The 11,848-nt window shown below is 35.3% G+C and carries 9 protein-coding genes; 6 read left to right on the top strand and 3 right to left on the bottom strand.

Translation table 11 applies throughout. From position 1 onward, the window contains the following. Position 1: 1 nt before the first annotated feature. From ACP8HG_RS04910 to ACP8HG_RS04920, 3 genes are all read left to right on the top strand, one after another. On the top strand, positions 2-1,021 hold the full coding sequence (locus tag ACP8HG_RS04910; protein WP_340742022.1) for a LacI family DNA-binding transcriptional regulator: 1,020 nt from the start codon (positions 2-4) through the stop codon (positions 1,019-1,021). A 51-nt stretch (positions 1,022-1,072) separates the two neighbouring features. Beyond that, entirely contained in the window at positions 1,073-1,747 is a 675-nt protein-coding gene (gene pgmB, locus ACP8HG_RS04915; protein ID WP_340742023.1) for a beta-phosphoglucomutase, read from the top strand. A gap of 70 nt (positions 1,748-1,817) precedes the next feature. Further along, positions 1,818-4,091, top strand: a complete 2,274-nt coding sequence (locus tag ACP8HG_RS04920; protein ID WP_438298279.1) for a glycoside hydrolase family 65 protein — start codon at positions 1,818-1,820, stop codon at positions 4,089-4,091. Positions 4,092-4,588: 497 nt separating this feature from the next. Here the strand turns inward: ACP8HG_RS04920 and ACP8HG_RS04925 are convergent, their stop codons facing one another. Beyond that, a complete protein-coding gene (locus ACP8HG_RS04925; protein ID WP_342538122.1) occupies positions 4,589-6,199 on the bottom strand; it encodes a glycoside hydrolase family 43 protein in 1,611 nt (536 codons plus the stop codon). 315 nt (positions 6,200-6,514) lie between these two features. After that, complete coding sequence (locus ACP8HG_RS04930) at positions 6,515-7,717, bottom strand: ROK family transcriptional regulator (RefSeq protein ID WP_067213924.1); 1,203 nt, start codon at positions 7,715-7,717, stop codon at positions 6,515-6,517. A 288-nt stretch (positions 7,718-8,005) separates the two neighbouring features. On the opposite strand from ACP8HG_RS04930, the gene ACP8HG_RS04935 reads away from it, so the two are divergent. The 3 genes from ACP8HG_RS04935 (at position 8,006) to ACP8HG_RS04945 (ending at position 11,109) form a co-directional block, all read left to right on the top strand. Next, the gene (locus tag ACP8HG_RS04935; RefSeq protein WP_067208771.1) at positions 8,006-9,289 is read left to right on the top strand and encodes an extracellular solute-binding protein; all 1,284 of its coding nucleotides are present in this window, start codon (positions 8,006-8,008) and stop codon (positions 9,287-9,289) included. 104 nt (positions 9,290-9,393) lie between these two features. Further along, on the top strand, positions 9,394-10,272 hold the full coding sequence (locus ACP8HG_RS04940) for a carbohydrate ABC transporter permease (protein WP_187047656.1): 879 nt from the start codon (positions 9,394-9,396) through the stop codon (positions 10,270-10,272). A 15-nt stretch (positions 10,273-10,287) separates the two neighbouring features. Further along, entirely contained in the window at positions 10,288-11,109 is an 822-nt protein-coding gene (locus tag ACP8HG_RS04945) for a carbohydrate ABC transporter permease (protein WP_438298280.1), read from the top strand. 83 nt (positions 11,110-11,192) lie between these two features. Here the strand turns inward: ACP8HG_RS04945 and ACP8HG_RS04950 are convergent, their stop codons facing one another. Beyond that, the gene (locus ACP8HG_RS04950; RefSeq protein ID WP_187047658.1) at positions 11,193-11,828 is read right to left on the bottom strand and encodes a YesL family protein; all 636 of its coding nucleotides are present in this window, start codon (positions 11,826-11,828) and stop codon (positions 11,193-11,195) included. Positions 11,829-11,848 lie beyond the last annotated feature (20 nt).

Here is an 11,848-nt window from a genome sequence, read left to right on the forward strand (position 1 = left end):
AATGACTACAATAAAAGATGTTGCAAAAAAAGCAGGTGTATCCATTGGTGTCGTATCAAAAGCTTTCAATAATTATGTTGATATTAGTGAAAAAACACGACAAAGAATTTTCGCTATCGCAAAAGAATTGAATTATACACCTAATGTTGTAGCCAAAAATTTATCATCAAAAAAGCAAATGACTATTGGATTGATTTCATCTGGCGTTCTTAACAATAATGAAAAAGATAACAACGCATTCGATATATTCAAAGGAGTGTATACCGCTGTTGAAGAAAGTCAAAATGAATTGTCGATTTTTCTAATAGATTCATTGAAGCAGAAACAAAAAAGTTATGCTCAATATTGTCGGGAGCGAAATATTGGTGGTGCGATTTTACAGGGAATACGCACTGATGATCCATATTATAAAGAACTAATCGATACCAATATCCCCTGTGTGATTGTCGACATTATGACAGATATGAACAATGGATTGATTGGCAGTGTCTCTATTGACAACGCCAAAGCTAGTAGAGAGATTGCTGGTTACTTAATAGAACGCAATCATCGAGACATTGTTATCGTGGCGGGGACAAAAGAAACCGATGTAAATGCAGAGAGGATTAAAGGAGTTCAGGAAGCATTTAAAGAAAATGACTTGGTGATGTGTGATGAAGACGTGCTGTATGCTCAATTTTCCGAGCAGCAAGCGTATATTTTGGCGGAAAAGTATCTGCAAACTAAACAACCAACAGCGTTTCTTTGCTTTAGTGATTTGATGGCATTTGGTGTAATGAGGGCGGTAAAAGAAGCAGGATTAAGAATTCCTGAGGATATTTCTATTACTGGGTTTGATGATTTAGTACTTAGTGGCTATACCCAACCGAAACTTACTACAATTCGACAGGATTTCATTGAAATCGGAAGGCTTTCAGCGCAGTTGCTACAAAGTTTGATGGAAAACAAACTAGATAAGAAGCATATTTATGTCGACTATCAGTTACTCGAACGGGAAAGTGTCAAGGCGTTACGTAAGTAAAGAAGCTGCCAAATCCCGATATAATTACTTAAAAAGAAAGGGGAGTAAGACATGACACACTACCCAAAAGCTTTTATATTCGACCTTGATGGCGTTATCACAGATACAGCAGAGTTCCACTTTTTGGCGTGGCAAAAGCTTGCACAGGAACTTGGTGTATCGATGGATAGACAGTTTAATGAACAACTTAAAGGAATAAGTCGTATGGAATCTTTAGAGCGTATTTTGGAATTGACCCCCTCCTCGCGAAGCTTGTCTTATGAGGAGCGATTAAGACTGGCAAATCAAAAGAATGACCATTATTTGGAGTTTATAGACTTGATAAATCCAGATTATATATTGCCTGGCATTGAAAGTCTATTGAAGAAAATCAAAGCTCAGCATATTAAAATTGCGCTTGGCTCAGCTAGTAAAAATGCACTTAAGGTATTAGAGAAACTTTTATTGACAAATTATTTTGATTACGTTGTAGATGCTACAAAAGTAACGAAAGGAAAACCTAATCCTGAAACGTTTACAACAGCAGCGGACTTCTTGAATATTCCCTACTCTGAATGTATCGGTCTAGAAGATGCAGCCGTAGGTGTAGAGGCAATTAATAAAGCAAATATGTTTTCTGTTGGCGTTGGTGCATTAGAACATTTATCGCATGCAGACTATCTAGTAGGAAATACGTCTGAATTGATGTTTGAAGAAATTGTAAAACGATATAATGAGAAAATATAATTTAATCAAATTTGAATAAAGAAATTTAAATCTTCATACAAATATTAATTGACTAAGGAATGATATATCAATGACGTGGAAATTAACGAAGTCAGAGTTAGATAATGAAAACTTACTGCTAAATGAAAGTCTTTTGTCCTTAGGCAATGGGTATCTAGGTGTGAGAGGGAATTTCGAGGAGGGCTATAAGGATACATATAAATCGATTCGAGGTACATATATAAATGCTTTTCATGATGAAACAGAAATAAATTATGGAGAGAAGTTGCATGGGTTTCCAGAAACACAGCAAAAGATCCTGAATGTCATTGATGGGCAATTTATACATATTTATTTGGATGACGAACTATTTTCTATGTTTGAAGGGGAAGTAATTAATGTCCAACGAAATCTGCATATGGATGCGGGTTTTGCCGAACGAATTGTACATTGGAGATCACCTAAAGGAAAAGAAGTTAAAATCCATTTTAAACGACTCATTTCTTTTGTTAGAAGGGAATTATTTGCAGTAGATATTAATATAGAGCCTTTAAGCCATATTCAGCAGCTAAAAATTGTTTCGACTGTTAATGGCGATGTCTCTAACTTTGTTGATAAAAATGACCCCCGGGTAGCCTCAGGTCATGCTAAAAGACTACATGTAACGGAAGTTCGAAAAGAAAAAGAATTTAGCATAGTAAAAAATAGTACCTATGTTACCAAGCTTGAAGTGGCTTGTGTTACTTCTTCTGTGATTGAATCTGGAAAGTATATGTATGAAAGTAAAACCGCAGATAATTACGTAGAAGAGACTTACTCATGCGTTGGTGATGAAACAGTGCAATTTACAAAATACAATGTTTATACAGATACACTCAGACATGGAGAAACAGTTATTGAAAATGCAATTGCTATTCAACGGCAGCTTAAAGGATCTTCTTTTGAAGATCTTTTACTGGAGCAAAGAGAATATCTAGATAATTTCTGGAGTAAATCCGATGTGAAGATTGATGGTGATGCACAGCTTCAAGAAGGCATTCGTTTTAATCTCTTTCAACTTTTACAATCAGTCGGCAAAGATCCGGTAAGTAATATTGCAGCAAAAGGTTTATCTGGTGAAGGTTATGAAGGGCATTATTTCTGGGATACTGAAATCTATATGTTTCCGGTATTCTTAATGACGAGCCCTGAAATTGCGAAAAACTTATTACTTCATAGATACTCTATTTTAGGGAGTGCTAAGGAAAGAGCTATGGAGATGGGACATGAAAAAGGGGCTTTATTCCCTTGGAGAACGATTTCCGGTCCGGAAAGCTCGTCGTTTTTCCCTGCCGGAACTGCGCAGTATCATATAAGTGCAGATATCGCATATAGTTATATTCAATATTATTTAGTAACGAAGGACGAGGCATTTTTAAAAGAGTATATGGCAGAAGTCCTATTTGAAACTGCACGTTTATGGGGTGATGTTGGTCACATGAAAAATGGCTTATTTAGAATTGATAGTGTAACTGGTCCAGACGAATATACATGCGTTGTGAATAATAATTATTATACGAATGTCATGGCAAAACATAATTTACTGTGGGCTGCTAAAGTATATTATCTGTTAAAAGAAGAGGATGGTAATCATCTAAAACAATTAGCTGAAAGGTTAGAACTGACAGAATTAGAAGTAAGCAAATGGACTGAAGCAGGTGAAAAAATGTATCTGCCATATGATGAAACTTATAAAATCAATGCTCAGGACGATAGTTTTTTGCAAAAAGCGCGTTGGGATTTAGAGAATACTCCGAAAGATAAGTTCCCACTTTTATTGAATTATCATCCGTTAACACTTTATAGATATCAAGTATGCAAACAAGCAGATACTGTCTTGGCTCATTTTCTGCTAGAAGATGAACAAGATTTCGAAACAATTAAAAGATCCTACGATTATTACGAACAAATCACCACTCATGATTCATCATTATCTTCCTGTGTATTTAGCATAATGGCTTCCAAACTAGGCTACGAAAAGAAAGCATATGATTATTTTAATGAAACGGTTCGCCTAGATTTGGATAATACACATGGAAATACAAAAGATGGCCTTCATATGGCCAATATGGGTGGGACTTGGCTAGCAATCGTTTATGGATTTGCTGGTTTACGAGTGAAAGAAGGGGGGCTTTCATTAACACCCTCTCTTCCTAGTGAATGGGATTCACTCGGTTTTTATTTACAATATCTAGGCAGGCTACTAAAAATCCATATGGATAGAACTGAAGTAACTTATTTGGTAATAGAGGGAGAGGCGTTAACTATCTCACACAACGGAAAGTCTATTAATCTTGAAAATGGAAAAGAAGTGAAGGTCCAGTAACTTGAAATATGGGGAATATTATATATATATTGATATGCGGAATATTGAATCCCATTGAATTTACTATGACATGGGGGATTTTCCCCCGACGCTAAGTCAAGGAGCTTCGGCGCAACTCTTAGGGCTTAAGCTACACCTTTTAAGCACCTTTACTTAGTTTATTTAGGTACCCAGTTATACAATATATAGATTTATAAAAACTTAATAATAATACGTTGTTATATAGTACTGATATTATATCCTAGATTCCAGGCTAATCGAAACCCAGTATTATCAAATGATTCAAGGAAAGGGCTTGTTATCCCAAAACATCGCAAAGCTTAATTTAATCGAAGGACAATGAGAAAATAGTTCATTCGTGCTTCATGTCATTGTGATGTAATAGTTTATATACTTCTGTTTGTGTTTACTCAATCAAAAAAGACATGTGATTCCTATTGGAACACATGTCTTTTTGGGGTGATATTTGCTTCCACTCAGTTTAAATACAGGAATCTTTATATCCTTTCTTTATAAATAAAATAATCGAAATCAGCATGTCGATTCTGACCTGATGTATCTTGACACTGCATACCGACAAATGCACCAGTAAAGAAGCCTCCACCTTTGATATAGTCATCAGAAAGCTTATGTGACGCAAATTTGACAGGTATAACAGTCCAATTCACTCCGTCAAAGGAATAAGAATACTCGTAAAAATTGGTTTTTACATCAACTCTGAGGTGAACATATTCTATAGTATCTGGAATGACGATTTCTTTACCTTGAAGCGGTTGAGCAAATATAAAGTTATCGTAAGTGCTGAGTTCAAGGATTCTACCTTTCTCTTCGTGCCAGGAAATCTGAAGTGCTGTCCAGTTTTCTGTATTATAATAGTTGACTAGTCCTGCAGATTGCTGGAAAGAGTTTGGAGTGAAGTTCACTTTCGTTTCTGCAGTAAAGTTAAAATGTTGCCAACGTCTAGCTATAAAAGCCTGAGTGAACTTTGAAGTCAAGGATTCTTTTCCGTATAGTCGCAGGTGGCCAGGATTGTCTTTTAGTGAAACAATATCTTCGCCTAATGGGATACGCAGTGATTGAAAATGATTATTTAATTCATCAATATCAAAGTCATCTTTCTCATCATAATCATTCTTCCATTTTACTTCTTCGATATCAGGTCCTTCAATTTCAAGGGACGGTCCGTTACCCCCAACCACATATGGCCAATCATTTTTCCACTCCATTCTTTGAATGGCAGTTTCCCGTCCAAGTGGGCAATAGCCTCGATCATCCAACAATGGTTGGTTTTCTCTTGGTAAGGGCCTGCCTGTTAAGTGTACTAAAAACCATTCATCTGTATGTGTATGAACAATTGAAGCATGTCCAGACTTTTGAAGTGGATTTCTAGGATATGGCCATGATGTAATCAATGGATTCTCGGGATGCACTTCATATGGTCCCCAAAGATTTTTTGATCGTGCGATCGTGGCAGCATGATCGTATTTTGTACCACCCTCTGCTGTTAATAAGTAGTAATAATCATTGATTTTATATATATGAGGGGCTTCAACTAATTTGATATCTGTCCCTTTAAAAATTATTTTAGATTCTCCAACTAGTTTTTGTTCCTCGACGTTATATTCTTGAAGAACTATACCATAAAAATTATGATGATCGATACGATGATCCCAGTACATGTTCGCTAGATACTTTCTACCGTCTTCGTCATGATACAATGATGGATCGAAGCCGGAGCTGTTTAAGTAAGTACGCTCAGACCATTCTCCATCAATAGTTTCACTGGTTACAAGGTAATTGTGGCAATCTTTCCATTGTCCTTCTGTTACCTTCACATCCGTATAGATTAGCCAAAACTTACCGTCACTATGTGAGAGTTGGGGGGCCCATACACCCCCTGAATTAGGATTTCCCATCATATTTAATTGGCTTAATCGATTAAGGGGCCTTGAAACTAATCTCCAATTATTTAAATCCTTGGAATGATATATACCCACACCAGGGAACCACTCAAAGGTAGAAACGGCAATATAATAATCTTCTCCTACGCGGCAAATGCTTGGATCTGGATTGAATCCAGGTAAAATTGGATTTCGAATGATTGTCATTTTAATTCACCCTTTACATAATTTTTATCTTTCACCAAATCTGAGCACCCTGAAAAATAGTGAATGCATGTAAGTGCTTACAAAATGGAGAAAGGTTAAATACAATTATAAAAATACTAATTAATGACCTATTGTTTATCAATAATCCGACAGTTATTGGCAGGGGAGTAATGGGATTAATAAATAAATGAAATCATTAATTAGCAATTTTCACAATACTATATTAGATAATACACTAGTTAATTGAATTAGCAAATTAGTGATAGTTGATTAACGAATGACTAAAGTAACAAAAGGTTTGCCGTTACTACTACTTTAAATTTGAATTATACTTCTTTGTTGGATACTAACACTCAAAAAGTTTTCTATTGAAAAAGCAGCTACGCCTAATGCGGACGAGAGTGTGGATAACTCCGAAAAATCAATTTGTAAATCACTTCGTTGAAACCATAGAGCTTGGTTAGCTACTCTTGTATTCAAAGATTCCTCTAGCCACTTTTTAGAAGAGGCCATCCGGTTACCAATAATCACTTGTTGTGGATTAAAGATATTAATAATGTTATTTATGCCTACACCTAAATAGTCCCCAGTTTGTTCAAATAGTTTGATAACCTCTTTATTGCCATTCTCTGCGAGAGTTAATAAATTATTTAAGTCGCCTTCTTTGTTAGAAGGGAGGGGGATATCTAACAGTCCAGCGTTATTGATTAATGCTTGTTCTGACGCATACAATTCCCAACAACCATCATTTCCACAACGACATTTAGAACCATTAACTTGTATTGTCATATGGCCAAGCTCACCAGAAAAACCATTGGACCCTTTATACAAAGAACCATTAAGAATAAGTCCGACACCTATTCCAATCCCAGCACTTACATAAATGATATTTTCAAACTCTTTTCCAGCACCAAATTTCTTCTCTCCGTAGGCACCAGCATTTGCCTCGTTTTCAATAATGACTGGAAGGTTATATTTTTTTTGTAAAATTGACTTTAAATTAACGTTTGTCCAGTTTAGATTTGGCGCTAGCAAAACTTCCCCACTATTATCAACTATTCCCGGTACACCAACACCGATTCCAACGATTCCGTGAGGGCTAGGTGGCACAGAAGAAATTAGGGAATCGATGGTGTTAAATAATTGTTCTTCAATTTCATTATAAGAAAGGTTCTTAAAAGTCATTACTTTCTCTTGAAAAATATTTCCGTCTAGGTCAGTTAAAACGCCAAGTAAGTAATTCACCCCTAGATCTATTCCTATCGAATAGCCAGCTGAATTGTTAAATAATAACATGACAGGTCTTCTCCCGCCGCTAGATTCACCTGGACCAGACTCATAGATTAAGTGATCCTCTAGTAATTCGCTCACTAAGGATGAGACAGTTCCTTTGTTTAAACCAGTTTGATTTGCAACAGCAGCCCTTGAAATAGGGGAGTTATTTTTAATTTTATCTAAAACTAAAGATTTATTGCCTTTTTTGACTACATGATGATTCCAAGTTTGATTAGCATCCATCTTCATTCCATTCAACTCTTTCTCTCTTTTTTTTCATTCTAACAAATAAAAACTTGATTAGATACAACTTCGTATTCAACTGATTTGAGTGTCTACCTAACTTTTGTGGAAAGAATTATAACGTCATTTTCCTATTTTCGGGAAAAACACAATTGAAAATCACAAAAATAGACGTAGAAAAAACTTTGTTCATCCACTAGACTAACAACTTCCTCTTTGCTATAATGAAAATGCATACAACAATCTGAATATTGTTGTTTCAAAAACTTGAGTTGGGGGAGATAAATAATGAGGAAAAAGAAAGCGTTTACAATTCTGTTATCCACTTTTGTTTTGTCTTTATTATTAGTAGGTTGTTCAGATTCAGGTAAAACATCTAGTGATACTGAAATAAAGTTTATGCATCTATGGCCCGAGGGGAGCTCTAAACAGCATCATGAAATTGTAAGTGAAATTATTGCTGATTTTGAAAAGGAACATGAAGGTGTCAAAATTGATTTAGAAGTGTTAAGCAATGAGCAATACAAAGATAAGTTAAAGGTTCTATCAACATCTAAAGAATTACCAGACGTTGGAATGACTTGGGCAGCAGGATTTTTAGAACCCTATGTAGGTGGTAATATGTTTGCTCCATTAGATGATCTTATTGATAAAGAATTAAGCGATACATTCATTCCAGGAACTGTAGAGGCTTATGCAATAGATGGGGTGACTTACGGTCTTCCACTAGAATTGAACATTGCGACAATATATTATAATAAAACTATGTTTGCAGAGCATAATCTCGAAGCACCAGAAACATTTGAGGAACTAGAAAATGTAATTAATGTATTTAAGGCAGATGGAATACAACCTATCGCTTTAGGTAACAAAGATCCTTGGACAGGTTCGTTATGGTATATGTATCTAGCAGACCGAATTGGTGGTGCTGAAGTCCTTAATAAAGCGATCGATAGATCCGGTACTTTCGAGGATCCAGCATTAATTGAAGCAGCAGAAAAAGTACAAAACCTTGTTGATATGGGGGCATTTGTCAAAGGATTTAATGGTCTTTCTGATGAAGAAGCGAAAAGTATGTTTATGAATGAACAAGCACCAATGTATTTAATTGCAACATGGGATTTACCAAATTACACAACAAATGAAGATGTACCTCAAGAATTTAGAGATTCTGTAGAGTATCTCAAGTTTCCAACTGTGGATGGAAAGGGAGATATGAATAGTTTTATTGGGGGACCTGGAGTTGGATTATTTGTTGCGGAAGATTCTGATGTAAAAGAAGAAGCTAAAGAATTTGCCGCATTTTTTGTTAAACAATGGGGCGAGAAATCTGTCACAAAAGCTGGCGTTATTCCAGCATCAAAAGTGGATGCTGGATCCTTAGACCTGCCACAAATGTATATCGATATATTGGATGAACTTAATTCAGCAAGCAATATTACTATGTTTGCTGACGTTCAAATGAGTCCAAGTGTAGCACAAGTGCATTTAGATGCGATTCAAGCACTTTTTGGGAATCAAATGACACCTGAAGAGTTTGCGAAAGCGCACGAAGAAGCCCTTTCGAAATAGTAAAAAGCATTCTGCATTGCGTAAAGTCAAATTAACAATGAAGAGGACATATCCTTAACATCGGATGGTCCTCTTCTACTTCATAAGATATGGGGTTGAGTGTAATGAATAAAGTAATGTCAAATAAGCTATATATAGCACTTTATATTTTACCAGCACTCCTGTTGATTACTGTACTAATATTTATTCCGTTAATCCTTACGGGGTACTATGGATTAATGGACTGGGACGGCATTGGTGCAATGAAATTTATTGGATTAGAAAATTATATTAATGGGATTAAGGATCTCAAATTTTGGAGTAGTGCTTATCATTCGTTTTTACTAGCAATTTTCTCAACAATGAGCTTAGCGCTATATTTGTTAGTTTCATTAATATTGGCATCCAAAATAAAAGGCGCTGATTTACTGAGGAAAATATACCTGATTCCGATGCTTTTATCTTCAGTTGCAATCGCTCAACTTTGGATAAAAGTATATAATCCGTCGAATGGTATTTTAAATGCTATTCTTATCAAGATAGGGATTGATAATCCACCCGCGTGGTTGGCCGAGCCTTCACTAGTATTATTTGCTATTTTCATACCAATTTTGTGGCAATATGCTGGGTTTTATATTTTGATTTACTATGCAGCACTTAAAAATATTCCTGAGTCGATGATAGAGGCAGCGAAAATTGATGGTGCATCTGCTTTTCAAATTGCCCTTAGGATTAAGTTACCTCTAATTAAAGAAGTAGTAAGCGTCACGGTCGTATTAGCTATTGTTGGATCACTAAAGTACTTCGATTTGATTTATGTTATGACTGGTGGAGGACCAAATGGAGCGAGTGAGGTCATGGCGTCCTATATGTATAAATTAGCTTTTTCAAGTTATGATTTTGGATATGGAAGTGCCATTGGATTCTTATTGTTGATCATTACCTTAGTAGTAACGTTAGTTGTTCGGAAATTTACTACTTCCAACGAGCCAATAGAATATTAGAAGGAGGTTTATGATATGGGGCGCATTGGTTACTTTTTTCTTTACGTTTGTCTAGCAGTTGTAGCATTATTCCAGATACTCCCAATAATATGGCTTTTCATTTTCTCATTAAAAGATAATAAAGAGATATTTGCTGGATCGCCATTTGCTCTACCGTCGGAGTTTAGATGGGAAAACTACCAAAAGGTTTGGGATGGTGGAATAGGCATTTATTTCTTCAATAGTGTTTGGATTACTGGTCTAGCGATTATCCTAACAGTATTGTTTGCGAGCATGGCGACTTTCGCAATTACAAGAATGAAATGGAGGTTAAGCGGTTTCGTATTGGGATTGTTTATGGTTGGACTAATGATTCCAATACACTCTGCTTTGATACCACTTTTCAGTATGTTCTTAAGCATAGACTTAATTGATAATCCTTTCGCTGTTGTCATTACATATACGGCTTATAATTTACCAATCACAATGATGATATTACTCGGCTTTTATTACACATTACCTCGTGAAATAGAAGAAGCCGCAATTATAGATGGATCTTCAGTTCATCGATTGTTTTTCCAAATTATTCTTCCAATGACTGTACCAGTAATGTCTACTACTGTGGTTATTAATATGATTTATAATTGGAATGAATTTGTATTTGTAAATACGTTTATAAGTTCAGAAAAATATAAAACATTAACAGTAGGTATTCAAAACTTTATTGGGCAATATATGACAGACTGGGGAGCAATCGGAGCAACGTTAATCATTAGTGTGTTACCAATTATTCTTGCATTCATCTTCTTTAGTAATAAAGTCGTTGAAGGGATTTCTGCTAGTGCAGTGAAAGGGTAATAAGTGTATGGCACATAAAAAACTTCACACAACGGGGGATTGAGTTGCTCCGTTGTGTGAAGTTTTTTTCGTGAAAATAGTCGTTAATTCTCGATATTAACGGGATTGCCATTTTTCTTATTCGTTTTATTAAAAGCATGTAAACTGATCCACATTGTTATGTATGCGTATGAACTTCCACCAAATATGAATGCCAAGGCAGGAAAACCTTTCATAATAAAAAAGAGTGGTACAAGACAGAGTATTATCAATAAACTATTGAAGGGGTTTATTAACATAATAAAAAAGCTGTTTTTCATAACATATTGTACTTTTATATCGTAATGAACAAAGGCAGGAAAGATATAAAATAATAACATAATGAAAAGTAACATAAATGCAAATAAAGGTATATATGTCCATGTTAAATCCCCATTAGTATTACTTTGAATGTAAATAATATCAATCGTAATTAAGAAGATTATTATACTAATAAATATTCCCAAAAGATTGCTTTTTAAGAAGTCTCTCCGATAGTATTCCCAAAAGGCTTTTAAAATTGGCTTTTCTGTATTTCCTTTTAACCATTCTCTGGTTATTGCAAACATTGCTATAGTAGCTGGGAAAAAGCCGAAAATTATTCCGCCTGCTAATGAAAAAAGTATCCACAATAAATTTAAATAGGCAAACCTTGTTATCCATTCAAAAACGTTATAAATAAAGCCACTAGTAGGATTCATTGACAACCACCCTTATTTCC

This window comes from Sporosarcina sp. FA15, assembly GCF_051550195.1.
In the GTDB taxonomy this organism is placed as follows: Bacteria; Bacillota; Bacilli; order Bacillales_A; family Planococcaceae; genus Sporosarcina; species Sporosarcina psychrophila.